Below are 26,985 nucleotides of genomic sequence, written 5' to 3'. Positions count from 1 at the left end.
GGGGCGGTAGCGTGCTTAAAGCCTGTGCGTTGGCAGCCGGCCTATCCAGAACACCCTGCCAGAGCCGCTTTCAGGTGGCGCTTTGCGAAGAGATCAGCCGAAGTCCGCTGTCATAAAACATTCCCCGGAAGGTTGCTTGCAGGCGCCTGCTCGAAGGAGAAACATCTCGATGAAAATCCTGATTACCGGCGGCGCAGGCTTTATCGGCTCGGCCGTGATCCGTCATCTGATGCAGAACACACAGGATCTGGTGGTCAATGTCGACAAGCTCACCTACGCCGCCAATCCGGACTCCCTGGGCGACCTGTGCCACAGTGATCGCTATGTGTTTGAGCAAATGGATATCTGCAACCGCGCCGAGCTTGAGCGAGTCTTTGCCGCCCAGAGCCCCGATGCGGTGATGCATTTGGCGGCCGAAAGCCATGTCGATCGCTCCCTAACGGGCCCCGGGGCCTTTATCGAGACCAATATCCTGGGAACCTATACCCTGCTTGAGGTCGCCAGAGCCTACTGGCAGGGGCTGGACGCGCCTGAACAGGCCGCCTTTCGATTTCATCATGTCTCCACCGACGAAGTGTACGGGGACCTGGGTGCCAACGATGCCCTGTTTACCGAATCTACCTCCTATGCACCGAGCTCGCCCTATTCAGCCAGCAAGGCGAGCTCCGATCACCTGGTGCGGGCCTGGCAGCGCAGCTACGGCCTGCCGACACTGATCACCAATTGCTCCAATAACTACGGACCCTGCCAGTTTCCGGAAAAGCTGATACCGCTGGTCATTCTGAATGCGCTTGAGGGCAAGCCGCTGCCGATCTACGGCAAAGGCGAGCAGCGCCGCGACTGGCTGCATGTGGAAGACCACGCCCGTGCGCTCTATACGGTCTTGAAGCGCGGGACGGTCGGCGAAACCTACAATATTGGCGGCCTGAACGAGCTGAGAAATATCGACGTGGTGCATACCCTGTGCGAGCAGCTGGATCAGTTGCGCCCATGCGGCGCGGGTAGCTACAAGCGCCTGATCACCCATGTCCAGGACCGCCCGGGTCACGATCAGCGTTATGCCATTGATGCCGGCAAGGTTCAGCGGGAACTCGGCTGGGCACCGCTGGAGACGTTCGAGTCCGGCCTGCGCAAGACCGTGCAATGGTACCTTGATAATCCCGGCTGGGTGGCTCGGGTCAAGAGCGGCGCCTACCAGCAGTGGATAGACGCCCAGTACGGCGACTGTCAGGTGACTGCTTGAAAATCCTGCTGCTGGGCAAGAATGGCCAGGTGGGGTGGGAACTGCAGCGGGCCCTGGCCCCGCTGGGTGAGCTTGTCGCGCTGGATCGAAAGGGGCTGAATGGCCTGTGCGGTGATCTGGCGGATTTCGACGGCCTGCGCGCCAGCATTCGCCAGGTAAAGCCAGATGTTATCGTCAATGCAGCGGCCTATACCGCGGTGGACCGGGCCGAGCAGGAAGCGGAGCTGGCATACCTGATCAACGCTGACGCGGTGCAGCTGCTGGCGGAGGAAGCACGCAGGCTCGAGGCCACGCTGGTGCATTATTCTACCGACTATGTCTTCGATGGCAGCGGCAGCTCGCCCTGGCGCGAAACCAATACCCCGGCACCGCTGAATGTGTATGGCGCCAGCAAGCTGGCGGGTGAGGCGGCCATTCTCGCCAGCGGTTGCCGCCACCTGATCTTTCGTACCAGCTGGGTATACGGCAAGCATGGCCACAACTTCATCAAAACGATCCTGCGCCTGGCCCGCGAGCACGAGCAGCTGAGCTTGATAGATGACCAGGTGGGCGCCCCCACCGGGGCCGACCTGCTGGCCGATATGACGGCTCAGGCGCTGCGGCGTATGCAGGAAACCCCGGACCTTGGCGGCCTTTACCATCTGGCGGCCGAGGGTGAAACCAGCTGGTACGGCTATGGCTGTTACCTGGTCGACCAGGCGCGCAGTCTTGGCCTGGAGCTTGCCGTAAGGGAGATAGTGCCGATTCCCGCCACGGAGTACCCCTCGCCAGCGATACGCCCACTAAACTCAAGGCTTGATACGCAGCGCCTGCAGCAGCACTTTAATCTGCGGCTGCCGACTTGGCAGAATGGCGTGTCCCGCCTGCTGAAGGAAATCACAGGGAGTAACCGATGACCCAACGCAAAGGCCTTATCCTCGCCGGCGGCGCCGGTACCCGCTTGCATCCCATTACCCTGGGTGTGTCCAAGCAGCTGCTGCCGATTTACGACAAGCCGATGATCTACTATCCGCTGTCGGTGCTGATGCTGGCGGGTATCCGTGAGGTCCTGATTATTTCCACGCCTGAAGACCTGCCCAATTTTCAGCACCTGCTGGGGGATGGCAGCCAGTTTGGCATTCGGTTGAGCTACGCAGTGCAGCCATCGCCGGACGGCCTGGCGCAGGCCTTCATTATTGGCGAGAGCTTTATCGGCAACGACAACTGCTGCCTGATCCTCGGTGACAATATCTACTACGGTCAGCACTTTACCGACAAGCTCTATGCCGCGGATGCCCGTACCGAAGGGGCGACGGTATTTGGCTACCATGTGTCGGACCCGGAGCGTTTTGGCGTGGTGGAGTTCGACAGCGCCGGTCGTGCCATCAGTATCGAGGAAAAGCCCGCGCAGCCGAAATCCAATTACGCGGTAACGGGCCTGTATTTCTACGACAACCGCGTGATCGATATCGCCAAAACGATCAAGCCCTCCAAAAGGGGCGAGCTGGAAATCACCGATATCAACAGTTTCTACCTGCAGGACCAGAGCCTGAGCGTCGAAATGCTCGGCCGCGGCTTCGCCTGGCTGGATACCGGCACCCATGACTCCCTGCTGGATGCCGGCCAGTTTGTCGCCACCATCGAGCAGCGCCAGGGCCTCAAGGTCGCCTGTCTCGAAGAGATCGCATTCAAGAAAGGCTGGTTAAGCGCCACGGAAGTAGAGCAGCAGGCAGAACGTTTCAGGAAGAATGGCTATGGCCAGTACCTGCTGAAGGTGCTGCAAGACTATAAAGAGCCGTTTTAATGGAATTTACCCCTCTCGAGATTCCGGATGTCGTGCTGATAACACCCAAGGTATTCAGTGACGAGCGCGGCTTCTTTATGGAAACCTTCCGCCAGAACGAATTCGAGCAATACTGCGGGCCATACAGTTTCGTGCAGGAAAACCACAGTCGCTCCAAAAAGGGCGTACTGCGCGGCCTGCACTACCAGGTCAAGCACCCCCAGGGAAAACTGGTGCGCGTTACCCGCGGCGAGGTGTTTGATGTCGCGGTCGACATCCGCCGCGATTCGCCGACATTAGGAAAGTGGGTCGGCGTGTATTTGAATGAAGACAGCAAGCAGATGATGTGGGTGCCGCCCGGGTTTGCGCATGGGTTTTATGTGACGTCGGACGAGGCAGAGCTGCAGTACAGATGCACGGATTACTATGCGCCGGAGCATGAGTGTTGTATTCGGTGGGATGATCCGGGGATTGGGGTGGAGTGGCCGTTAATAAATAGCGATGCGCAGCTGTCGAAAAAGGATCGAGATGGATACCTGCTACAGATCACAAAATAATATCTGATAAGTGTATCGTGTTATTCAAGGTGTGAAATGTTATGAATCTTAGTCGATATTTCTTTACAGCCCCAAGATTATTCTAATGCTGTCGAGTCTTAAAGAACTTTACTCTCTGCTTACCCATGATCAGCGAAAGGGGCTATTGCGCCTGCAATGTCTGATCGGGCTTACGGCCGTTGCCGAGATGGCGAGCATCTTTTCCATTGGGCCCTTTATGGCCTTGGTTGCGGATATGAGCCACCTGCAAGGTGATGGCATCCTGGCCCAGCTCTATCGGGCTAGTGCCCTTGGTTCACCAGAGGATTTTTTGTTCTGGCTCGGAGTTGGTGTATTGGGGGCTCTGACAGTGGCGGCTTGTGTTTCCATGTATTCCAACTGGCGCCTTGCCTATTACGGCCAGCAGCTGGGCGCTGAGTTGAGTACCCGACTTTACCGGCACTATATGCAGCAATGCTGGCTGTTCCATGCCAGCGGCAATAGCTCGCAGTTGATCAACAAAATTAACGGCGAATGTATTCGGCTTACCAACCAAGTGATTACACAGTTTTTGCAGCTTAATGCTCGTGCCATTTTAGCGCTGGTGATTGCGGTGGCTATCCTGATCTACAATCCGCTTGTCGCACTAATGGGAATAGGGTTATTTGCGGCAGCCTACTTGTTGCTCTACCGCATTGTGCGTCGCCGCCTGGTTGCAAATGGCCAGATCGTGACAAAGACCAATCGCGAGCGAATGAAACTGATGCAGGAAGGGTTCGGTGGCATCAAGGATACTCTGTTGCTTGGACGTCAGGCCGATTTTAATGAACGTTACTCAGCCGCCAACCAAGCCTTCGGCCGTGCCCAGGGTACCAACACAGTGATGGCGCAAGTGCCGCGCTATGCCATGGAACTAGTCGCCTTTGGTGCCATCATCATGCTTGTGCTCTACCTGTTGCGTAGCAACCAGGGGGACCTTGGTACGGTACTACCGGTTCTGGCGGTGTATGCGCTGGCCGGCTTCAAGCTACTACCGGCGTTTCAGCATATCTATGCATCTGCCGCGACACTGCGCAGCAACCTGGCGGCGTTCGATAATTTGAAAGTGGATTTAGAGGCTAGTCGTAAGGCCGTAGTTGACAAACCCGCCGAAGCCCAAGGTCGTAAGGTGGCCCGTAAACAGATCTCGTTGGAAAATGTCCGTTTTCGTTACCCTGGCAAAGATGAGTGGGCGCTGGATAACCTGACTCTGACATTACCGTTAAATCAAGTGATCGGGGTGGTAGGCGCATCCGGTTCCGGTAAATCCACGGCTATCGATATTCTTTTGGGGCTGATCGAGCCAGATGAGGGGAGTCTCTGCATCGATGGTCAGCCACTTAGGTCAGATGAGCTTCGGGCCTGGCAGAACAACATCGGCTATGTACCGCAATCAATCTTCCTGGCAGACGCCAGCATTCGTGAAAACATCGCCTTTGGTTTGCCGCTGACGGGGATAGATGATGAGCGCGTAGAGCGTGCTGCACGTATGGCACATCTGGATGATTTACTCGGGCGCCTGCCGCTCGGGCTGAATACGCTGGTGGGTGAGCGCGGTGTGCAGCTTTCCGGTGGGGAACGTCAGCGTATCGGCATTGCTCGTGCACTTTATGATGATGCTGACGTACTCGTGCTGGATGAAGCGACAAGTGCGCTTGATGGAATTACTGAAAGGTTGGTGATGGATGCCATTCATGACTTCTCGGGACATAAAACGATTATTATTATTGCTCATCGTTTGTCTACTGTGAAATCATGCAATCGGATCTACCTGATGGATAATGGGGTGGTTGTTGATAGTGGCGTTTACGACGAACTTGCACTGCGTAATGAAATATTTCAACGTATGACAGAGCATGCGTGAACTGTTTCGGCTAAAGAAATACTTATCGATGGATTGCGAACAATAGCGGTGAATTAATGAGCGATAAACCTATCTACGTTACCGAGCCCTACTTGCCATCGCTTGAAGAGTTTATTCCATACCTGGAAGAGATTTGGGAAAGTAAAAGGTTAACAAATGGCGGGCCTATGCACGGAAAGCTGGAACAGGCTCTGTGTGAGTATTTAGGTGTGCCAGAGATTGCGCTGTTTAATAGCGGCACTGTGGCTTTGCTGACAGCGCTGCAGGCACTTCGTATTACTGGTGAAGTAATAACGACGCCATACTCCTTCGTTGCAACATCTCATTCGCTGCTTTGGAACGGAATTAAACCTGTTTTTGTCGATATAGATCCAAAAACACTGAATATAGACCCAAAAAAAATTGAAGCGGCGATCACGTCACAGACGACTGCAATTCTGCCTGTCCACTGTTATGGCACCCCTTGTGATGTCGAGTCTATACAAAAAATAGCTGACAATTATAATTTGCGCGTGATCTATGATGCGGCACATGCTTTTGGTGTTCAGGATAGTGGTGGCAGTATACTGCGACACGGTGACTTAAGTACATTGAGCTTTCATGCAACTAAGGTATTTAATACATTTGAAGGGGGGGCGATCGTCTGCCCGGATGCCAAAACAAAGCAGCATATCAACAACCTGAAGAACTTTGGTATTCTTGATGAGGTAACAGTGGTTGCTCCAGGAATAAATGGCAAGATGAGCGAAGTCAATGCTGCATTTGGGTTGTTACAGTTGCAACATATCGATCATGTTATCGAGCGCCGGCGCGAAATTGATCAGACTTATCGTCAGTACTTGAAGGACATTCCGGGTATCCGCTTTCTCGAGAAAGTTGGAAAGAGTCTTTCCAATTACTCCTACTTCCCGATTCTTATTGAGCCGGAGTACCCGATTAGTCGGGATCAGCTATATTTTAAGTTAAAGAATAATCATGTCCACACAAGGCGTTATTTCTATCCGCTGATCAGTGAGTTTTCGATGTATCGGGATCTTATATCTGCGCAGCCAGCTAACCTGCCGGTGGCTAGTTATATATCCCGCAGAATATTGTGCCTTCCTATTTATCCTACGCTTGAAAAAAAAGACCAAGAACATATAATTGAATTTATTTCTAATTGTGAAACTACATAGACTTTTAGATGCCAAGATTTATTGTTTATGAATAAAAAAGTTTTTGTTGTTTTCTCTGGGCATAATGAAAGAGCGGTTATTTCGCTGTGTCGTTTTTTCTGTTTGTATGAATTGCCGTTCGCAATTATATCATCAACATCTGAAGATATAATATTTAAAACGGATTGGAGTGGTAAAATTGTTTTTTCTAGATTGGATAAAGGTCTTGATCTTATTTTGTTTGAGGAATCGGCTGAGGTAATTAAGTCGATATATGGTAGTGATGCTAGATTGGTATACTGCCCAACATCAGAGTATTTAAATTTTTTTGTCTTGGGGAATAGAGATAGTCTCGATGGGTTTGGATGGTTTATTAATATGCCGTCCATTGATATTTATGAAGAAATAACGGGCAAAAAAAGCAGTTTGTCTTTTTTAAAGTCTCAATTCGGCTTGTCTGCTCCGGAAGAATTAGCTGAGGGTGAGATAAATGCTCCATGTGTTTTCAAACCAAAAGAAAATATCAATAAAGGGTCTGTTTACTATCCTAAAATCTGTTTTTCTTGTGAAGATATAGAGGTGGCAAGAAAAAGTATCGAGTTAAGTGATTGGTTTGTTCAACGGTATGTATTGGGGCATAGTTATTATCTTTGTGGTTATTTAAGCCGAGACGGGAGGTTTGCGCATTATTGGCAATCAAACCTTTTGCAACAAAGTGGTGGTAAATCTATTGTTCTAGCAAAGTCTTCATCAAATCCAGGAGTTAATGTCGATGAGTTGGTTAGTTATTTGTTTTCTTGTCGATATTGGGGTGCGTTTATGATGGAAGTCATAAAAAGTAATGATGGAAAAATTTACTTTATCGAAATTAACCCTAGATTTTGGGGGCCATTGCAGTTGGCTTTGGATTATTGTCCCTCGGTTCTAGAACTTTTTGCTAAGGATTGTGGCTTTTATGTTAAGAAAGTTCCGATACTTAATGAAAAAGTATATTGGTATGCATGGTTTAAAGGTGCAAAAAATAGTAAATGTCGTAAGTATCCAAGCTTAGAGGGTGTTAGTAATAAAATAATTGAAAAGTTGCTTTCTGATCATGATGTTTATGCTAGATCTGACTCTACGGCCTTGCATAAAAAAATTAATAATGGAATGTTATTTATGACTAATCGTGATTTTGAAAAGTGCATTAAATTTTTGAATTTAGAAAGTAAGCATTCCAAATATCAAGCACTATACCCGTTGTTATCAAATGTTTCAGAAAAAGATTACTTATCTACAGGTAAGTATGAGTTGGAAAGACTGAAATATATCAAGTCGGTTGTTGATTTCAAGAATAAATCGGTTTTAGATATCGGAGCAAATACTGGTTACTTTAGTTTTTCGGCAGCGGATAGTGGGGCATGTAGGGTATTAAGTGTTGAGGGGAACAAAGATCATGCAAGCTTTATATCTTTAGCTTCTGAATTGTTAGGTTTCGAAAATGTTATAGATGTGCAGAGAGAGTACTATAATTTTGAAAGTATTAGTAACGGAGAATTATTTGATATTTCACTTTGTTTAAATGTATTACATCATTTTGGTGATGATTTTGGTGATGATAGCTTATCGTCAGAAGCAGCTAAACAAGAAATAATACACTGCTTGAATAATCTAGCTTTATCCACTGAAATATTATTATTTCAGATGGGCTTTAACTGGAAGGGAGATGTTAAGTTACCTCTTTTTGAAAGTGGAACAAAATCTGAATTGATAGAGTTTATTCGCTCTGGTACGCAGAATAGTTGGGATGTTAAAGAGATAGCTGTTTTTGATGAGGAAAATGCACGCTACGATTCTATCAATGAAACCAATATTAATAGAGTTGATTCTATAGGTGAATTTCTTAATAGGCCTTTATTTTTCATGAAAAGTAAGTTTGTTAAGCCAAAGAACGAAATTCTTTGATTCATGTTTTAAGGTAATAAGCTGTTTTATTCTATAATTTTCTGTTGATTTTATTTCCACAGGCTAGGAGCGATTTAAATTCTCGGTGGGTTTTTTATATAAGATAATTGAGGTTCAAGCTGTAGCATGGATAAGAGAATAAAATAGTTATTAACTGGAGGATATTGTGCTTAATTTCAATAGTTGAGAGTTTTAAATGGATTTGAGGCAAGCGCTGAATATTATATCACTATTTTTATTTTCAAGTTATGAAGGTAATTAATGGCTGTGTTAGATCTAGCTCCAATTGCAATATCCACGTACACAAGAATCGATCATTTAATGAAAACGGTCGAGTCACTGAAGAAAAATACTCTAGCAAAAAAAACAAATGTTTATTTCTTTTCAGATGCTCCAAAAGTTGGTGATGAAACTAAAGTTGGCATGGTTAGAAGCTACCTTACTTCTGTAAGTGGTTTTTTATCTGTTAATATAGTGGAAAGGAGTGATAATTGTAGAGTAAGCAACAATCGGGGAGGTATGGAATTTCTCCTCAATAGATACGGAAAAGTTATTTTCATGGAGGATGATATAGTTACGGCGCCTGGTTTTATAAGGTTTGTTAATGAGGGGCTGGAATTTTCAAAAAATATTGGCTCTGTATTTGCTGTTGGAGGCCATACGCCCAATCTTTATTCTTTGAGATGTTTAAGCTGTGATAATTATTATTCCAGTCGTTTTCATGGTTGGGGGTTTGGTATTTGGAAGGATCGTTATGAAAAGATTTCAAAAATACCATCGTGGGATCTAATTAAATATGATCCTGAGACAGTTAAAAATCTCAAAGCTATGGGGTCGGATATGACCGCCATGATACGCAGTGAGTCAGAGGGTAGAATAAACGCATTTGATATACGCTCATGTTATTATATGGCGAAAAATGAAAAATACATGCTACTTCCAAAGATGGCATTAGTAAAAAATATTGGCCTTGATGGTAGTGGGGTGCATTGTGGTGCTGATGATCCTTATGATGATGCTCTGTGGTTGAAGGAAGATTTTAATTTTGATGAGTTCGTGTTTTTTAACAAGAATATTATTTCTGAATATAGAAAGTTTTATTCTCTATCTTTACAGAGACGAATAGTTAATAGGATTAGAAAGATTTATGTATAGCTGCCCTTTATGTTATTCATCTGATGTCTCTGAAATAGAGTCTTTAAAAAAAAATGATTTAATTTATATTTACAAAAAAGATTTTTCAATGGATATCAGTGACATAATCAAAGAGCATGTAGAATACTTGATTTGCCGGTGTTGTGGTCTTGGTTTTTTTTATCCGCTTTATTTTGGGAGCGAGAATTTTTATAACCAACTTCAAAAACATGAATGGTATTACTCGGAAGATAAATTTGAGTATACTGAAAGCTGTAAGTATGTTAAAGAATCTCAGCGAGTTCTAGAAGTTGGGGCAGGTAAAGGAGCTTTTCGTCGCTATCTGCCGAATTGTGAGTATACGGCGCTTGAAGTGAGCCCTAAGGCTAAAGAGTTAGGTGAGGCGTTTGGCGTTTCAATTATAAATGAGTCTGTTGAAAGCCATTCGATTAAAAGAGAAAATTATTACGATGTTGTTTGTAGTTTTCAAGTGTTAGAACATGTTCCAAACATTAAAAGTTTTCTGTCTAGTAAAATTAGCTGTCTTCGACCCGGAGGAGTAATGATTGTGGCTGTTCCAACTGAAGACTCATTTTTATCTTATGCAGTTAATAACGCATTGAATCTACCGCCGCATCATCTCTCAAGATGGAATAAGAGATCCCTAGAGAAAATAGCAAAAATTTTTGATTTAGATGTTATCGATATTTCAACTGAGCCGCTTCAGGCTGTACATAAAGTTTGGTATCTTTCGGTCGAAATTCAGAAGATGTTTTTGAGGAATAGGATGTTGGATTTTTCATTAGTAAGAAATATAGTGTCAAAGGGTTCTGTACTTATAGCAAAAATAGTGAATCGATTCTTTGATGATGATTACTTTTTAAATGGACATACAGTTATCGCTGTTTTTAAGAAAAGATGAAAGTCTTAATTGTTAATAGTTCTGATACTCAAGGGGGAGCCGCTCGAGCTGCATTCCGTCTTTCAAGTTTTTTTCAAGAAAAGAATATTATTTCACGCATCTTGGTGCGCAAAAAAAGCGGCCATAGCCACTTTGCTATCTCACTTTCTCGTAGACTAGATAAAGTATGGTTCATCTTGGGTTCTCAGTTGGGTCATTTTATTTCAAATTTTGAGCGGACATCTAAATCTACAACTAGATCAGTCAATCTTATTCCTTCAAGGATTTTTCATCGGATTCAGTCTACTAATGCGGATATAGTAAATTTACACTGGGTAAACGAAGAAACTATATCGGTGTGCCAAATTGGGCGTATTTTAAAACCTACGATATTTACCCTGCATGATATGTGGGCTTTTTGTGGTTCAGAACATTACACCGAAGATAGGCCAGATGCCCGGTTCCGGTCCGGCTATCATCGTGCTAACAGAGAGCCCGGTAGCACACGTATCGATATTGACCGCTGGACCTGGAAAAGGAAAAAGAAACATTGGTCCCAGCCTCGACATGTCATCTGTCCAAGCCACTGGCTAGCGCAGTGTGCTGGAGAAAGTGACTTGATGCGTGAATGGCCCATACATGTAATCCCGAACGTATTGGATACCAACTGTTTTAAACCGATGGATAAAGCTTTTTGCCGCAAGGCGCTGGGGCTGACTGTGGGCAAAAGGTATATTGCTTATGGAGCCATAGGGGGCGCGAGCGATCCGCGCAAGGGGTTTGCCTTACTACAAAAGGCATTACAGGAATTGATGGCCGGGAGCAGCAAAGCTGAGCTGGAAGCCGTGGTGTTCGGGCAAAGTCAGCCCGCTGTTCGGCCTGAACTAGGTTTACCCATAAATTATATGGGGCATCTGCATGATGATTTTTCTCTAGCTCTTCTGTATAACGCGGTGGATGTAATGGTAGTGCCGTCATTGCAAGAGAACCTACCTCAAACCGGAACCGAGGCTCAGTCTTGTGGTACTCCGGTTGTCGCCTTCAATACCACAGGTTTGCCTGATGTCGTGGTTCATGCTGCAACTGGCTATCTCGCTGAACCTTTTTCACCAGAAGATTTGGCAGCGGGAATTGCATGGGTACTGGAGGACAGTGAGCGATATCAACAGCTTTCACTCGCAGCCCGTGAGCGAGCGGTGCGCTTGTGGAGTCCGGAAGTCGTGATACCGCAGTATCTTGAAGTTTACCAACGAGCCATTGATGAACATCAGCGCTGAGATTCTGAACAGGCACCGGGAAGCCATTATTTGATATGAACAAAAAAGCCCTTATTACCGGTATCACCGGCCAGGATGGCTCCTACCTCGCCGAGTTTCTGCTGGAAAAAGGCTACCAGGTGCACGGTATAAAGCGCCGGGCCTCGTCGTTCAATACCCAGCGTGTCGATCATATCTATCAGGAACCACACCTGGATAATCGCAATTTCGTGCTGCACTACGGCGATTTGACGGACTCTTCCAACCTGACACGCATCATCCAGCAGGTGCAGCCGGACGAGGTCTACAACCTCGGTGCCCAGTCCCATGTGGCGGTCAGTTTCGAGGCACCGGAATACACCGCGGATGTGGACGCCATGGGAACGCTGCGATTGCTTGAAGCCATTCGTTTGCTGGGGCTGGAACACAAGACCCGATTTTACCAGGCGTCGACCTCCGAGCTCTATGGCCTGGTGCAGGAGACGCCGCAAACGGAGACCACGCCGTTCTATCCGCGCTCGCCTTATGCTGTGGCAAAACTCTATGCCTACTGGATTACGGTGAACTACCGTGAGGCCTATGGCATGTATGCCTGTAATGGCATTCTTTTCAACCATGAATCGCCGCGTCGTGGCGAGACCTTCGTCACCCGCAAGGTCACCCGGGGCCTGTGCAATATTGCCCAGGGGCTGGAGTCCTGCCTGTACATGGGCAATCTGGATGCGCTGCGCGACTGGGGACATGCGCGGGATTATGTGCAGATGCAGTGGCTAATGCTACAGCAAGACACGCCAGAGGACTTTGTTATTGCCAGCGGCGTGCAGCACTCGGTGCGCGAGTTTCTGCAGCTGAGTGCCGCGGAACTGGGCGTCAGTCTGGTCTTCAGGGGCCAGGGGCTTGATGAGGTGGCTATTGTCGATAATGTGGAAGGCGACAAGGCACCGGCGCTGAAGGCGGGGGATGTGGTAGTACGCATCGATCCGCGTTATTTCCGCCCGACTGAAGTTGAATCCTTGCTGGGGGATGCCTCGCTCGCACGGGACAAACTCGGCTGGGAGCCTGTAATCACACTTCAGCAGCTTTGCCGCGAGATGATCGATTGCGACCTGAAAGACGCACAGCGTCATGCGTTGCTGAAACAGCACGGCTTCGAGCTGCCTGTATCGGTGGAGAACTAAGGTGGCTGTTAAGCGCGATCAGCGAATCTTTGTTGCCGGGCATGGTGGCATGGTGGGTGCGGCCATAGTACGCAGGCTTGAATTGCTGGGCTACAGCAATATTCTGACCGCGAGTCGAGCGGAGCTGGACCTCACTCGCCAACAGGCGGTTGAGAACTTCCTGGGGCTGCATCGGGTAGACCAGGTGTATCTGGCGGCGGCGAAGGTGGGCGGTATTCATGCCAACAGCCACTATCCGGCAGACTTTATCTACGAAAACCTGATGATCGAGTGCAACCTGATCCAGGCGGCGCATCGTGCAGGCGTGAATAAGCTGCTGTTCCTCGGTTCCTCCTGCATTTATCCACGCCTGGCGTCGCAACCTATCAGGGAGGAGGCCTTGCTGACCGGGCCGCTGGAGCCAACCAATGAGCCCTATGCCATTGCCAAGATTGCCGGTATCAAGCTTTGTGAGAGCTTTAACCGCCAGTATGGCCGGGATTACCGCTGCGTGATGCCGACCAATCTGTACGGGCCTGGGGACAATTTTCATTCCGAGAATGCCCATGTGATTCCGGCGCTTATGCGCCGGTTCTATGATGCGATTCAGTCCCAGGCCAGCGAGACCCAGATCTGGGGTAGTGGCAGGCCACTGCGCGAATTTTTGCACGTGGATGACCTGGCGCATGCCTGTATCCACCTGATGGAGCTGGAACAGCCGGTGTACGCATCCCGGACAAGCCCGATGCAATCCCACATCAATGTGGGCTCGGGGAAGGAGGTCAGTATTCGTCATCTGGCAGAATCCATCGCCAGGATCTCGGGCTTTAACGGACAATTGGTCTTTGATACCTCCAAGCCGGATGGCACCCCGCGCAAGCTGCTGGATATCAGTCGCATACAGACACTTGGCTGGCAGCCGTCCATTGAGTTGGATACCGGGCTCCGGACGCTATATCGCTGGTTCGAGGCAGAGCAGGGCAGGGTTCGACAGTAGATGACCTTTCTATACTGTAATCGGCAATCAAGCTGAGGGAGTAACTGAATGTTTGTGCCCGTAGTGATGGCAGGAGGAACGGGTTCGCGATTGTGGCCGCTTTCGCGCCAGCTGAGCCCCAAGCAGTTTTTGAAGCTGGATGGGGATAAAACCATGCTGCAGGCGACACTTGAGCGGCTTGCCGACCTGAGCTGCGAGCCTGCGGTTCTGATCTGTAACGAAGAGCACCGGTTTATGGCCGCCGAGCAGTTGCGGCATATCGGAGTTGGCGACGCCACCATCCTGCTGGAGCCCGAGGGGCGCAATACGGCGCCGGCCATAGCGCTGGCGGCAATTCAGGCGATGTGTGACGGTGAAGACCCGGTGCTGCTGGTATTGCCCGCTGACCACCTGATTCAGGATCAACCGGCATTTCAGGCAGCCATTGGCATTGCGCTGGAACAGGCAGAGGCCGGGCGCCTGGTCACCTTTGGTATTCAGCCTTCCTGCCCTGAAACAGGTTATGGCTATGTGAAAGCAGCGCCAGTGCATGGCAATACTACCGTAGCACTGCAGGTAGCCGAGTTTGTGGAAAAACCCGATTTTGCAACGGCGCAGGCCTATGTGGACTCCAACGATTACTTCTGGAACAGCGGCATGTTCATGTTCCGGGCCAGCCGCTATCTTGCCGAACTTGAAGCTTTTCGTCCGCAAATGCTGCATAGCTGTCGTCAGGCGATTGCCGGTGCCAAACAGGATCTGGATTTTGTGCGGGTGGACGCCCCGGCATTTGCCGGTTGCGCTTCTGAATCGATCGATTACGCCGTGATGGAGCACACCGAAGATGCTGTACTGGTGCCGTTGGATGCCGGCTGGAGTGATGTCGGCTCCTGGTCGGCACTGGCCGATGTGTCCGCAAAGGATGCCGAGGACAATGTGCTCAAAGGTGATGTGCTGATTAAGGACTGCCAGGGCATTCTCGCCTACGCCGAGCACCGGCTGGTGGCAGCCATTGGTGTGGACGACCTGGTAATCGTCGAAACCAGGGATGCGGTACTGGTCGCAAGGAAGGACCGGGTACAGGATGTAAAGCACATTGTCGAAGAACTCGAACAGCAGGGCAGAACGGAACACGTGAACCATCGGGAAGTGTACCGGCCCTGGGGCTGTTATGATTCCATCGATGCAGGCAGTCGCTACCAGGTCAAGCACATTACCGTGAAGCCTGGCGCCAAGCTGTCTGTGCAGATGCATCATCACCGGGCCGAGCACTGGATCGTCGTCAGCGGTACGGCGAAAGTCACCAACGGCGACAAGACCTACCTCGTTACCGAAAATCAGTCTACCTACATACCCATTGGCCAGATCCACTCACTGGAAAACCCGGGTCGTGTTCCACTGGAACTGATTGAAGTGCAGTCCGGTGCCTATCTGGGGGAGGACGATATTGTGAGGCTTGAGGATTTATATGGAAGAGGTTGAGTCCTCTAGTTTGATCCGAAGTGAAAGACAGTTTTCAATTTTTCTGGCCAGGCGCGTCTTCTCAAAGGAATATTTTAAATGTTTAAGTTAAGCCTTAGAAAGGCTATTATTCGTATGCTTCCAGTAGTGGACTATATCTTGGTAATTTTTGTGTACCCTGCAGCAGTGTTACTGAAGATTGTGCGTCGCTTAGGCGTACATCGTTTACCCTGTTCAAAGAAGGCATTGTTGAGCGTTGGTGTTTTTCCTATTTGAAATCACTACTACGAACCGCAGTTCGATCACAGAAATCCAAGGCAACCGTTTTCAGATAGTAGGTCTTTAAGTGGAATAAGCTGGAATATCGAAGAGCAGTTGAATCTTTTAAATAACTTGTCTTTTTCACATGAGCTCGAAGGCTTGTCGAATTCTAAAATTGACGATAAGACGTTCTATTTCGGAAACGGCGCTTTTGAATCAGGCGATGCGGAGTATCTTTACCAAATAATTCGTTACATAAAACCTTCACGGGTGTACGAAATCGGGAGCGGGAATTCAACCTTGATGGTTGCCAAAGCCATACTAAAAAATATTCAGGATAATCCTGAGTACAATTGCAAGCATCTGTGTATTGAACCCTATGAAATGCCCTGGCTTGAGGATGCCGGTGTAGAGGTGGTTAGAGATAAAGTTGAGAATTTATCTCCAAGTTTTTTCTCTGACTTGGCTGAAAACGATATTCTGTTTATCGATTCATCACATATTATAAGACCGCAGGGGGATGTTCTTTTCGAATATTTAGAACTACTTCCAACTCTTGGTCGGGGGGTTATAGTACATGTTCATGATGTTTTCTCACCAAGAAATTATCCATCAAACTGGATGGAAGGTGAAATAAAATTTTGGAACGAGCAGTACCTGCTGGAAGTATTTCTATCACATAACAATTCCTGGAAAGTTATTGGTGCGTTGAATTACCTGCATCATCACTATTACGGTGAGCTTAAGTTGGTTGCGCCGTTCCTGGAACCAGAGCGAGAGCCTGGGTCTTTTTATATCAAAAAAGTAGTGTAAACCCGAGTAGATTGATATCGGTTAGATGAATCTGTCATCAGCCTAATTTTAAATTGGATCTTGTTCAGATTACTTCAAGGATTAATGCTTGCTATTCTCAATAGTGATAGCTACGTATAACGTGGAAAGTTGCGTCAAACGGTGCCTTGACTCAATTGCGGATCAGAAATTCCGTAATGCCGAAGTGCTCGTGGTTGACGGTAAAAGCCGTGATCTCACGGTGGATGTTATCGCAGCCCATCCAGTTGTCAGCAAGTGGATCAGTGAACCGGACAAAGGCATCTATGACGCCTGGAATAAGGGTATCGCCCTTGCGCAAGGCCAATGGATAATTTTCATTGGGGCTGATGATTATCTGGCTACCAATGCTTTGGATTCATTGGCAGAATACTGTGTTTCTCATGATTATCTTGATTTCGTCAGTGGCAAGGTTTCATTGGTTGACGAGCGGGGCCGGCAGCTTAGAACGGTGGGGGAAAAATGGAATTGGGCTAAATTCAGGCGTGAAATGAATGTTGCGCACCCAGGGGCTGCCCATAATAGAAAGCTTTATAATGAGGTTGGGTTTTACGGAATTAAATATAAAATAGTAGGAGACTACGAATTATTGTTGAGAAAGAGAGCCTCCTTGAATGTTGGCTTTGTCGACACTGTGTTGGCTAACATGACTGTCGGAGGCGTTTCCCATATGAGTCGTGCTGCATTAGATGAACGTTATGCGGCGAAAGCAGAACATAATACTGTCCCTGTGATTTTTAATTTTGTATCTCTGTATTATGGCTATGTGAAATTATATATCAAAATTTTTTTGTTGAAGTTGGGGCTGGTCAAGGTTTGAATGTTAGTTTGGTGTCGAACATAGTTCCACTAATTAGTATTATTGTTCCTGTATATAATGCAGAAGCGACGATACATAGAACCATCAGATCATGTCTGAATCAAACTTATGATAATTTTGAGCTGATTTTGGTAGATGATGGTAGTCTTGATTCTTCTAGATCACTGATTCGTGATTTTATTTATAATTCGGATAAAGTAAAGCTGGTCGAATCTGATTATAACCAGGGAGTGTCTTCAGCTAGAAACAGAGGCATTCATCTGGCCAGAGGAAAATATCTGGCTTTCCTTGACTCTGATGATTTTTGGTATCCCAGGAAGCTTGAAATTATGGTGTCCGCTATAGATCGATTCCCTGATTTCGATATGTTTTTTCATGATTCTAGTGTTGGGTGTGAAATCGAAGAGAAATTTTTTAGTGCCGACTTTTCACTAGATGTAATACCTTTTTATCAGTTTTTGATTCGTAATCCTGCACATACGCCGACTGTTATTATTCGTAATAAAAATAAGGCAGAATTTAGAGAGGATATGCGTTATTCGGAGGATTATGATTTATGGCTGAGATTGGCTTTTCCTAAAGGTGCGATCAAAGTTGATCAGGTTCTGGCTGGTATCAATAGAAGTGTTGGAAGTAAAGGTGGATTAAGTGAACATAAGTGGAATATGAGAAAGGGAGAAATAAAAGCATATGCACGTCTGTTTAGAATAACCCCTTTGTTTATTTTTCTCTCACCTTTTCTTATTCTGTGGTCTCTTGCTAAGCATGCTCATGCGAATGTGACTCGCCGGAGTGGGCTGCGTCGGTTATGACGATTTACGTATCTGTTGTATCCCACGGGAACGAGGCGCTGATTAGCCGAAATAATCAGCTGCAGGCCTTGGCCACTTTAGAAGGCGGGGAGGTCGTACTCCGGGACAACCTTGGCTGCGCCGAGTTACGAGCTTTCGCGTCGGATTATTCAATGCATTACCTGGCCTCGCCGTCACCAATGGGTTTCGGTGCCAACAACAATGCGGTGTTCGAATATTGCCGCTCGACACTCGGGATGCAGCCGGGTGACTACTTCTGTTTGCATAACCCGGATCTGGTTATAACCCCCGATGTGCTTCTGGAGGCAGTGAACGCAGCTGAACTGTGTGCCGCCAGGCTGGTTACCATTAATCTGTTCCAGGACCGGGAACTAAGCCGGCCAGACTTCAATATAAAACGCTTCCCGTCACTGCTGGATTTCGCGCGGGGATTTCTGCTGGGCTCGAATCCCGCCGCCTACGACAAGGCAGCAATCGACGAACCCACTTTGGTCGACTGGGCTTCCGGAGCCTTTTTGCTGTTTAAAGCTGAGTTGTATCAACAGCTGAATGGATTTGATGAACGCTTTTTCATGTACCTGGAAGATGTGGATATCTGTCGCCGGTCCCGGGACGAGTTTGGCGATCAGGTGCTATATCTGCCCCATCTCAAGGCGGTGCATCTCTGTCAGCAGGCCAACAAGCGGTTGTTCTCCCGTCATTTTTACTGGTTCATGGTCAGCATGCTGAAGTATTTTTTACGCTCTGGATCAAGGAAGCTGGGGTTACGAACATGACGACTTCGATGAGGCTTCTCCAAGCCAGCATCTGGCCTCTGGCCGGTACAGCACCCAGGGCATTGTTTAATGCCTGCTGACTCCGATACTGTATTTGTTACCGGCAGCTCCGGGTTTCTGGGTATGGCACTGTGCGAGCGTTTGCTCACGGAGTCTGGGATAAGTGTCATTGCAGGTTCTCGCTCGCAGGCGATTGGTAGCCGCGCCGAGTCGCTGAATTTTAATCTGTGCGATGTACAGCGAGGGTCTGCGTTGTCTGCTGTGCTCGAAAAGGTGGATGTCATCATTCACTGCGCCGCCCGTGTGCATGTGATGGACGACAAGGCGGTGGATCTGCTTGAGGCCTTTCGGGCGGTTAATACCACGGCGACGCTGAATCTTGCCCGCCAGGCGGCCGAGGCCGGTGTCAGGCGATTTACCTTCCTGAGCTCCATCAAGGTCAATGGTGAGTTGACTTTGCCAGGCCAGCCCTTTACCGCCAATGATCTATGCGCGCCCACCGACCCTTACGCACTGTCCAAATGGGAAGCCGAGCAGGGGTTGCGGGCGCTGGCGCGGGAAACCGGGATGGAGGTGGTGATTATCCGGCCACCGCTGGTGTACGGGCCGGGTGTGAAGGCCAACTTCAATGCCTTGCTGCGTCTGGTGGCACGAGGACTACCGTTGCCGCTGGGGTCTGTGGATAACCGCCGCAGCCTGGTGGGGCTGGATAACCTGGTGGATCTGATCATCACCTGCATCGATCAACCTGCCGCGGCGAATCAGACCTTTATGGTCTCCGACAATCATGATCTGTCGACACCTGAATTAATTAGCACTGTCAGCCGGGCGATGGGAAAGAGTCCCCGGTTTTTTCCGTTGCCTGTGTCTGTATTACGTAAATCGGCAGCATGGGTTGGGCGCGGCAGTGTGGTGGCCAGGTTGTGCGACTCCCTGCAGGTGGATATCAGCCATACCATGGATACACTTGGCTGGAAGCCGGCCGTTTCGGTGGAGGAGGAGATTCAAAAGACCGTGGACGATTTTATGGCACGCAGGCTTGGCGGCGCGCATCAGCAGAGTTGCCCCGACATTCGCGGCGGTGGTGAAATGCCCTCGGGGTGCGACGCTCCCACGGATGCTGTTCCCACAGGCGCCGCTCCCACAGGATTCAAGCCGGGGAAGTCCGGGGATGGCTGAATCGGCCTTGATGATCGCCTGGCTCGGGCTGGCACTGGCTGTATCTGCGCTGCTGACCGGGCTGGTCAGGCGCTATGCACTGGCCGGCGGCATGCTGGATGTGCCCAATGCGCGCAGCTCCCACTCGTTGCCGACGCCGCGTGGTGGCGGTCTGGCGATTGTGCTGGTGACGTTGGCCGGGCTTGTGTGGCTGTATAGGCAGGGGTTGATGGCAGGGTCGGTGTTCACGGCTCTCGCCGGGGCCGGTGTTCTGGTGGCCGCTGTTGGCTGGTTTGATGATCGCGGCCATGTGGCGGCGCGCTGGCGGCTGCTGGTGCACTTTGTTGCCGCAGGCTGGGGGCTGGCCTGGCTCGGAGGTTTGCCATCTTTCGAGCTCTTTGGTGTGGTGCTGGAGCCGGGGGTACCGGGCTTTTGCCTGGGCCTGCTCTGTCTGGTCTGGCTGCTGAATCTGTATAATTTTATGGATGGTATCGACGGCATCGCCGGGGTTGAGGTGGTTAGCGTCTGCGCCGGGGCCTGCTGGTTGGGCTGGCTGGCCGGCGTTGCGCCGGTTGAACTATTGCCACCGGCCTTGCTGGCGGCAGCGTCGCTGGGATTCCTGTGCTGGAACTGGCCGCCTGCGCGGATCTTTATGGGAGATGCCGGCAGCGGCTTTATCGGCCTGATGCTCGGGCTGCTGTCGGTGCTGGCGGCGCATCAGTCGCTGCTGCTTTTTGCCGGCTGGCTGATACTGCTGGCGGTGTTCGTCTGTGATGCCAGTGTCACCCTGCTGCGACGGCTTGTGCGCGGGCAGCACCTGGCCCAGGCACACTGCAGTCACGCCTATCAGCAGGCGGCGCGTCGCTGCGCCAGCCACAGCGCCGTTACGCTGTCTGTTCTGGCGATCAACCTCTGCTGGCTATTGCCGCTGGCCTCCTTAGCGGTGCTCGGCATGCTGGCGCCCGTGTTCGGCCTGGTGCTGGCCTATGCCCCCCTCATTTTTCTGGCGCTCTGCCTCAGGGCCGGGGTCGCTGATCCTGCCGTATCCACCCCTAATCCGCCCAAGCAGACGACGGGCCCCTGAATGCCTTTGCGTCGCCAGCGTGCAGTGGTTATGCTGGCGTCCGCCTCTATTTTTATACTACCGAAGGTTAGCCGTGCATCCTTTTGAGCCCGTTGATGAACCCTTACAGCTTGAAGCGCTGCTGCAGGATGCAGCACGCGAGATTTTCCGCGACGAACGCTTTGGATCCTTCAGCCGCTGGCTGCGCGACAATTTTGATCGCTACTGTGACGAAAGCATGTTCGATGAGGGCCTGGCGCCCGGCACCGTGCAGGCGCTGACGGGCCATCTGGCGCGGGAAATCTGGAAGTACATGCCCTTGCCGGGCAATCACTTCAAACCCCGCCCGCTGCCAAAACTCAAGCCCAACGACCCCTGTGCCTGCGGTTCAGGCAGCAAGTTCAAGCAGTGCTGCCAGCGCCTGATGGGCAATTTTTCCCTGACCCTGGAAAGTGAGCAGGTATGGGTGTTTGCGATTCCGGCACTGCAGGAGTTCGGGCTGCTGGGCAAGGCTGTCGCCAGCCGCCAGGTACCCCTGGAAGGGCTGCTCGAGGCCGCCATCGAGCTGTTCGACCGGGAGCAGTTCCGCAAGTCCGCCGCCCTGCTGGAGCCCATGGTGGCGGTGGAGAATGCGGCCAAATCCAGCGGGCTGCACGACTACGCCCTGAATCTGCTGTGCAACTGTTACGATGCGCTGGGCTTCCATCGCAAGAAGCGGCTGCTGCTGGAGGCCCTGGTTGAGCAGGCGCCCAAATCGGTGCTGCGTGGTGGTGCCTGGCAGCGGCTGGCCTGTATTCTGATGGATGAGGGCGACGACCAGGCGGCCTGGCAGGCGTTTCAGAAGGCGCAGCGCGATACGCCCCACAGCGATAGCCTGGGTGTGCTGGAAATCCAGCTGCTGATGGCCGGTGGCCGCCTGAATGAGATTCCGCCGCGGGCCGAGTTCTGGCGCCGCCAGCTGTTGCGCACAGGCCTGCTCAGGGATGATCCCCAGGTTGAATTGCTCAAGGGGTTTACGGAGGATCCTGTGGGCATGATGCTGGAGCTCTCCGGTGCCGAGGAGCTGCTGGAGCTGCACCGCTGGATCGAACAGCAGCAGGCCCGGCCCGTGCCGGAGTATCTGCTTGAGGCGCTGGAGCTGGAAGATGAGGACGGCAACCCGGCTGCGGCGGCCACGCTGAATGCGCCGACCGGGTTGAAGTCCGTGCGATCCCGCTGGGCCAAGGTGTGTCCGCTGGTTCCGGCCTTTGGCATCAGCACCCAGAACAGCAGCGAGTTCGACCCCTGGGAGCCCGAGCTGTTCGACCGCTGGATGGGTGTGCTGAGCCGGTACCCGGCGGCCTGGGATGATCTTGATGTGCTGGATGACCTGGGAGCCCTGTTGCTCGACGAACAGTTCTGGGGGGATCCGGCGGCACAGCAACTGCTTGAGCGGGTACTGCGCCGCAGTCGTGCCATCATTCGTGCGGCCCTTCCCGAGGGGACGCAGCTGCCCTGGCTGGTACTGGAAAACCGGCCGGCGCTGCGATCCCTGATGCGGCTGGTATCACTGCTCAAGGAAAGCGGGCGCAGCAGCGACGCGCTGGAACTGAGTGAGTGGATACTGCGGCTGAATCCGGCGGATAACCAGGGCCTGCGGCTGGAGCTGATGGACGGCTACCTGATGGCCGGGCGCGATGCCGATGCCCTGGCACTGGCGCAGCGCTATGCCGGTGATATCGCGCCCCAGACCCGTTATGGCGAGGTTCTGGCGCTGTTTCGCACAGGCGACCTTGCGGGTGCGGAATCGCAGCTGCGCGAAGCCCAGGCTGATCTGCCCCATGTTGCGCGTTACCTGTGTCTCAAGCGTATTCGCCAGCCCGAACTGCATGAATTTGGCGTAACCGTTGGCGGCGAGGATCAGGCCTGGTTGTACCGCGATGCCATGCGGCCAACCTGGGAGGCAACCGAGGGTGCACTGGACTGGCTCAAGAAGGCGGCGAAGAAGGTCAGGCACTGAGTTGCAAACAGGGGCGCTACGTCGTGCCAGGCGCACTGCGGCGCCATGGAGTCGGCGGACTGCGCGCGCCTGTACAGTGGAGCGGCAAGCCGTTATCCATCACCTGTCAGTCAGAGGCACGAAGGACGACTAGATGCTGAATCGAGTGCTGTCGCTATCGCGTAACCAGAAGCGACTGGTGTTCCTGATTTTCGACGTGCTGGCGCTGGTGATCACCTGCTGGCTCAGCTTCGCGCTGCGCTACGGTGAATGGGATGCCATGGGCTTTGCCCACTGGCCTGCCTACCTGATCGCACCGCTGGTGGCCCTGCCGGTTTTTGTTCGCCTGGGCCTGTACCGTGCGGTCACGCGCTATATAGGTCCGCATGCGCTCTGGACCGTGGTCAAGGCGGTATCGCTGTTCGTGCTGATCTGGGCGGCGGTAACCTACCTGATCGGCTTCGACATGCGGGTACCGCGCTCAGTACTGCCGATTTACTGGTTTATCGCCCTGGTGGTGATTGGCGGTAGCCGCCTGCTGGCGCGCTGGCTGCTGCTGCAGCAGTTCCCCGGTGGCCTGCACCGTCTTGCCACCACCGACAGGGTGATCATTTATGGCGCCGGCTCCGCCGGCCGACAGCTCGCAACCGCGCTGGAAAGCTCCAGTGAGCTTAGTGCCGTGGCCTTTGTCGACGACAACCCGGCGCTGGCGGGGCTCGAAGTGCACGGGCTGGTCATCTATCCGCCGCAGCAGCTGGAGCAGCTGATCGACCGCTTCGAGGTGGCCGAGGTCCTGCTGGCCATGCCGTCGGCGGACCGGTCACGGCGGCGCGAATTGCTGACATTGCTGGAGACGCTGCCGGTCAAGGTGCTGACGCTGCCAGGGCTGTCGGATATTGCCAGCGGCAAGGTGGCCCTGAGCGATATCCGGGAAATCGAGATTGCCGACGTGCTGGGGCGGGAGGAGGTCGCGCCCTATCCGCAGCTGATGGCCGCCAATATCCATGCCCAGGTGGTGATGGTGACCGGCGCCGGCGGCTCGATAGGCGCGGAGCTGTGCCGTCAGATCGTCAGCCAGCAACCCCGGCGCCTGGTGCTGTTCGACAGCTCCGAATACGCCCTCTACCAGATCGAGCAGGAACTCACACCGCTCTGTGTCGCAGGCGGCGTGGAACTGGTGGGCGTGCTGGGTTCGGTGATCGAGCAGCCGCTGCTCGAGCGCACGCTGCGCCACTACCAGGTGGCCACCCTCTACCATGCGGCGGCCTACAAGCATGTACCGATCGTCGAGCGCAACATGGTGGTGGGGGTGCGCAACAACCTGCTCGGCACCCGTGCGGTGGCGCAGGCGGCGCAGGCCACGGGGGTGAAAAACTTCGTGCTGATTTCATCGGACAAGGCCGTGCGCCCGACCAACGTCATGGGTGCTACCAAGCGCTGCGCCGAGCTGGTGCTGCAGGCACTGGCTGCGGAGCCCGGCCACGGCACGCGTTTTGCCATCGTGCGCTTTGGCAATGTGCTGGGCTCCTCCGGTTCGGTTATTCCGCTGTTTCGCCAGCAGATCGTCGCCGGCGGCCCGGTCACCGTGACGCACCCGGAAATGACGCGCTACTTCATGACCATCCCCGAAGCCGCGGCGCTGGTGATCCAGGCCGGTGCCATGGCGCAGTCCGGCGATGTCTTTGTGCTGGATATGGGAAAACCGGTGAAAATTCGCGAGATGGCGGAGCAGATGATTCGCCTGGCGGGCTTTTCGGTCAATGACAAGGCCTGCCCCGGTGGCGATATCGGCATTGAATACACCGGCCTGCGTGATGGCGAAAAGCTCTACGAGGAGCTGCTGATCGGCGAGGATGTTACCGGTACACCCCACCCGATGATCATGAAGGCCAGCGAGGAAAGGCTCTCGCTCGCGCAGCTGCAGCCGGTGCTGCAACAGATAGAGGCCTGCTGTGACGCTTACGACTGCGAGGGCATCCGCGCCCTGCTGCTGCGCCATGTCAGCGGCTATCAGCCCCAGCACGATATCCGCGATGCCCTGCACAAGCCGGCGCAGCTGCATTAACGGAGCTATGGCCTGGTCGCAAAACCCCCGTAGGAACAGCGCCCCGCTGCGAACAGTCACAGGGCTTCCTTGCGTGAGGTGTTGCAGAGCTTCGTCGCGGGATATCAGGCCCGAGGCCGGGTGCGCGCCTCCTGCGGGTTTCCAGGTCCGCAGATGACTGTATGGTTCGTAGGAGCGGCGCCTCGCCGCGAAAAGCCATTGAGCTTCGTCGACATAGGTGGCCGGGTTGGTGACCTACAACCAGATTGCATCCCAATGAGGATAGTCCTTTACCGTTGTAACGATGCCGGCTCTAACAGGGTTAGCCACAACGTAGCGGGCCAGCTGACGAAGATCCTCCTCGTTGCGCACGGCATGGTCGTGATAGCCGCGCTGCCAAACCGGGCCGCGGCGGCTTAGGTGCTGGTTAATTTGGTGCGCACTGATGCTTTTCACCCGTTGCAGGGCTAGCGCCAGTGTAGTGTCTGATTGCAGTTGCAGCAGCCAGTGCACATGATCAGGCATGACGACATAAGCCAGAGTCGTGGGAGGAGCGCGATTGATCGTCTGCGTGACTATTCTTGCGATATCAAACTCCCGCAGGAGTGGCTCTCGCTGCCAGGTCACCGTGGTGACAAGGTAAATCATCCCGGTCATTGAAACTCGACCTATTCGTAGAGACTTGCCGTGATATCGCTGTGGCATCCTTGCCATGGTTACTCTGCCAATGAGTGTCGGGAACCTGAGTTTCGTCGCGAGACGCGACTCCTACGCGTGCCCAGGCTCCCTAGGTGACTGCATGGTTCGTAGGAGCGGCGTCTCGCCGCGAACCTGCTAACCCGCGGGCTTAATCGTGCCTTATGCGCAGGAAGCGGGCGAAGCGCGGCAGCTGGTTGGCGGTGAGGCCGTTATAGCGGTACGTCACGCGGCTGCCCAGCGGTGGCGGGTCGCGCCTTTGGGCGTCGCTCAGGCCTGATCCCAGACGGAACCTCTGTCCCGCATCATTTTCAACCTGCAAGGCCCCCAGCATCCCCTCATACTTGCCGCTGCCCGGCAGGTATCCCGTCACTGTAGCTTCCGCATCCTGGTAGCGCTTGTACTTCAACTGGTCATTACTGCGGCCGATGCGATAGAGCGCATTGCGCCGCTGCAGTATCACGCCTTCGCCACCGAGCGCGCTGACCCTTGCCAGGTAGGCTTCGAGCTGCGCGCGATCTTTGAGCTGTGTCTGTTCAACGATACCGACCCAGGGCAGGTCGATCTGTTCGAGCTGTTGTTGCAGTACGCGCTGGCGCTGCTCGAAGGTGGCCGGGTGTGCCGGCAGGTCAAATACCCGGTAATGAACCTGGCGCCACAGGGTGTCATCCGGTGTATAGCTGCGGCTGATGGCGGAGACGTCGGCGAAGCGGCCACGATCGATCCAGAGCTCGCCATCCATGGGGATGGCCGGCCAGCCGCGGGTAAACCAGCCCGGTGTGCTGATGGGATAACCGCTTCGGCTCAGTAACTGCTGGCCATTCCAGTAGGCCCGCACACCGTCGAGCTTTTCGCTGACGCTGTACCGGGTAAGGTCCAGGCTTGCGAGGTCTGTGTCGGTCAGGGCGTCGTTGGCGAGCATCAGGGGAGCGGGGGCGGCGCTGACCATAACGGGCAGCAGCGCAATGCTGCTGGCCAGTAACAGGCTGTCTGACGGGGGCATGATGGCTTCCTCCATGAGTCCGGTTTGCATGCTTGCGCCTGAATGGATGCCGAATCCGTGGCATCAATAGACAGACTAGCGGGCGCTCATCGTTGCGGCCAGTCCGGCTGTGGCCG

23 protein-coding genes are annotated in these 26,985 nt (G+C 52.3%); 21 read left to right on the top strand and 2 right to left on the bottom strand.

The window, feature by feature from the left end:
- Positions 1-169 precede the first annotated feature (169 nt).
- The 21 genes from rfbB to KDW95_RS11700 all read left to right on the top strand — a co-directional run bounded on the left by rfbB (position 170) and on the right by KDW95_RS11700 (position 25,191).
- Entirely contained in the window at positions 170-1,243 is a 1,074-nt protein-coding gene (gene rfbB / locus KDW95_RS11800) for a dTDP-glucose 4,6-dehydratase (RefSeq protein WP_255851999.1), read from the top strand.
- On the top strand, positions 1,240-2,139 hold the full coding sequence (rfbD, locus tag KDW95_RS11795; RefSeq protein WP_255851998.1) for a dTDP-4-dehydrorhamnose reductase: 900 nt from the start codon (positions 1,240-1,242) through the stop codon (positions 2,137-2,139). Before rfbB ends, rfbD begins: the two co-directional genes overlap by 4 nt.
- Positions 2,136-3,026 (top strand): glucose-1-phosphate thymidylyltransferase RfbA, encoded by an 891-nt coding sequence (rfbA, locus tag KDW95_RS11790; protein WP_255851996.1) that lies wholly within the window; start codon positions 2,136-2,138, stop codon positions 3,024-3,026. Before rfbD ends, rfbA begins: the two co-directional genes overlap by 4 nt.
- A complete protein-coding gene (gene rfbC, locus KDW95_RS11785; protein WP_255851995.1) occupies positions 3,026-3,562 on the top strand; it encodes a dTDP-4-dehydrorhamnose 3,5-epimerase in 537 nt (178 codons plus the stop codon). Before rfbA ends, rfbC begins: the two co-directional genes overlap by 1 nt.
- A gap of 85 nt (positions 3,563-3,647) precedes the next feature.
- Positions 3,648-5,444, top strand: a complete 1,797-nt coding sequence (locus KDW95_RS11780) for an ABC transporter ATP-binding protein (RefSeq protein WP_255851994.1) — start codon at positions 3,648-3,650, stop codon at positions 5,442-5,444.
- A 56-nt stretch (positions 5,445-5,500) separates the two neighbouring features.
- Positions 5,501-6,619 carry a DegT/DnrJ/EryC1/StrS family aminotransferase gene (locus tag KDW95_RS11775; RefSeq protein WP_255856454.1) on the top strand — a complete coding sequence of 373 codons (1,119 nt, stop codon included), beginning with the start codon at positions 5,501-5,503 and terminating at the stop codon, positions 6,617-6,619.
- Positions 6,620-6,646: 27 nt separating this feature from the next.
- On the top strand, positions 6,647-8,542 hold the full coding sequence (locus tag KDW95_RS11770; protein ID WP_255856453.1) for a hypothetical protein: 1,896 nt from the start codon (positions 6,647-6,649) through the stop codon (positions 8,540-8,542).
- Positions 8,543-8,863: 321 nt separating this feature from the next.
- Positions 8,864-9,697 (top strand): hypothetical protein, encoded by an 834-nt coding sequence (locus KDW95_RS11765; protein WP_255856452.1) that lies wholly within the window; start codon positions 8,864-8,866, stop codon positions 9,695-9,697.
- Entirely contained in the window at positions 9,690-10,598 is a 909-nt protein-coding gene (locus KDW95_RS11760) for a class I SAM-dependent methyltransferase (RefSeq protein ID WP_255856451.1), read from the top strand. Before KDW95_RS11765 ends, KDW95_RS11760 begins: the two co-directional genes overlap by 8 nt.
- On the top strand, positions 10,595-11,854 hold the full coding sequence (locus KDW95_RS11755; RefSeq protein ID WP_255856450.1) for a glycosyltransferase: 1,260 nt from the start codon (positions 10,595-10,597) through the stop codon (positions 11,852-11,854). The genes KDW95_RS11760 and KDW95_RS11755 overlap by 4 nt, the downstream gene beginning before the upstream one ends.
- Positions 11,855-11,889: 35 nt before the next feature.
- On the top strand, positions 11,890-13,011 hold the full coding sequence (gene gmd, locus KDW95_RS11750) for a GDP-mannose 4,6-dehydratase (RefSeq protein WP_255856449.1): 1,122 nt from the start codon (positions 11,890-11,892) through the stop codon (positions 13,009-13,011).
- Between the two features lies 1 nt (position 13,012).
- Positions 13,013-13,987, top strand: a complete 975-nt coding sequence (gene fcl, locus KDW95_RS11745; protein ID WP_370646691.1) for a GDP-L-fucose synthase — start codon at positions 13,013-13,015, stop codon at positions 13,985-13,987.
- Positions 13,988-14,035: 48 nt separating this feature from the next.
- Positions 14,036-15,448, top strand: a complete 1,413-nt coding sequence (locus tag KDW95_RS11740; RefSeq protein WP_255856448.1) for a mannose-1-phosphate guanylyltransferase/mannose-6-phosphate isomerase — start codon at positions 14,036-14,038, stop codon at positions 15,446-15,448.
- A gap of 354 nt (positions 15,449-15,802) precedes the next feature.
- Positions 15,803-16,501, top strand: a complete 699-nt coding sequence (locus KDW95_RS11735) for a class I SAM-dependent methyltransferase (RefSeq protein WP_255856447.1) — start codon at positions 15,803-15,805, stop codon at positions 16,499-16,501.
- 88 nt (positions 16,502-16,589) lie between these two features.
- Positions 16,590-17,339 (top strand): glycosyltransferase family 2 protein, encoded by a 750-nt coding sequence (locus KDW95_RS11730; RefSeq protein WP_255856446.1) that lies wholly within the window; start codon positions 16,590-16,592, stop codon positions 17,337-17,339.
- Positions 17,340-17,350: 11 nt separating this feature from the next.
- Complete coding sequence (locus tag KDW95_RS11725; RefSeq protein WP_255856445.1) at positions 17,351-18,151, top strand: glycosyltransferase family 2 protein; 801 nt, start codon at positions 17,351-17,353, stop codon at positions 18,149-18,151.
- Positions 18,148-18,927, top strand: a complete 780-nt coding sequence (locus tag KDW95_RS11720) for a glycosyltransferase family 2 protein (protein ID WP_255856444.1) — start codon at positions 18,148-18,150, stop codon at positions 18,925-18,927. Before KDW95_RS11725 ends, KDW95_RS11720 begins: the two co-directional genes overlap by 4 nt.
- 69 nt (positions 18,928-18,996) lie before the next feature.
- Positions 18,997-20,106, top strand: coding sequence for a UDP-glucose 4-epimerase family protein (locus KDW95_RS11715; protein WP_255856443.1), 1,110 nt, complete (start codon positions 18,997-18,999; stop codon positions 20,104-20,106).
- Positions 20,099-21,169 (top strand): MraY family glycosyltransferase, encoded by a 1,071-nt coding sequence (locus KDW95_RS11710; RefSeq protein WP_255856442.1) that lies wholly within the window; start codon positions 20,099-20,101, stop codon positions 21,167-21,169. Before KDW95_RS11715 ends, KDW95_RS11710 begins: the two co-directional genes overlap by 8 nt.
- Positions 21,170-21,242: 73 nt before the next feature.
- The gene (locus KDW95_RS11705; protein WP_255856441.1) at positions 21,243-23,147 is read left to right on the top strand and encodes an SEC-C metal-binding domain-containing protein; all 1,905 of its coding nucleotides are present in this window, start codon (positions 21,243-21,245) and stop codon (positions 23,145-23,147) included.
- A 133-nt stretch (positions 23,148-23,280) separates the two neighbouring features.
- A complete protein-coding gene (locus tag KDW95_RS11700; RefSeq protein ID WP_255856440.1) occupies positions 23,281-25,191 on the top strand; it encodes a polysaccharide biosynthesis protein in 1,911 nt (636 codons plus the stop codon).
- A gap of 234 nt (positions 25,192-25,425) precedes the next feature.
- Here KDW95_RS11700 and KDW95_RS11695 read toward each other — a convergent pair whose 3' ends face one another.
- The gene (locus KDW95_RS11695) at positions 25,426-25,827 is read right to left on the bottom strand and encodes an REP-associated tyrosine transposase (protein WP_255856439.1); all 402 of its coding nucleotides are present in this window, start codon (positions 25,825-25,827) and stop codon (positions 25,426-25,428) included.
- A 190-nt stretch (positions 25,828-26,017) separates the two neighbouring features.
- Positions 26,018-26,899 (bottom strand): DNA ligase, encoded by an 882-nt coding sequence (locus KDW95_RS11690; protein ID WP_255856438.1) that lies wholly within the window; start codon positions 26,897-26,899, stop codon positions 26,018-26,020.
- Positions 26,900-26,985 lie beyond the last annotated feature (86 nt).

This window comes from Marinobacterium rhizophilum (assembly GCF_024397915.1).
In the GTDB taxonomy this organism is placed as follows: Bacteria; Pseudomonadota; Gammaproteobacteria; order Pseudomonadales; family Balneatricaceae; genus Marinobacterium_A; species Marinobacterium_A rhizophilum_A.
Note: the sequence above shows the minus strand (reverse complement) of the source record. Positions and strands in the feature narration are given on the sequence as shown.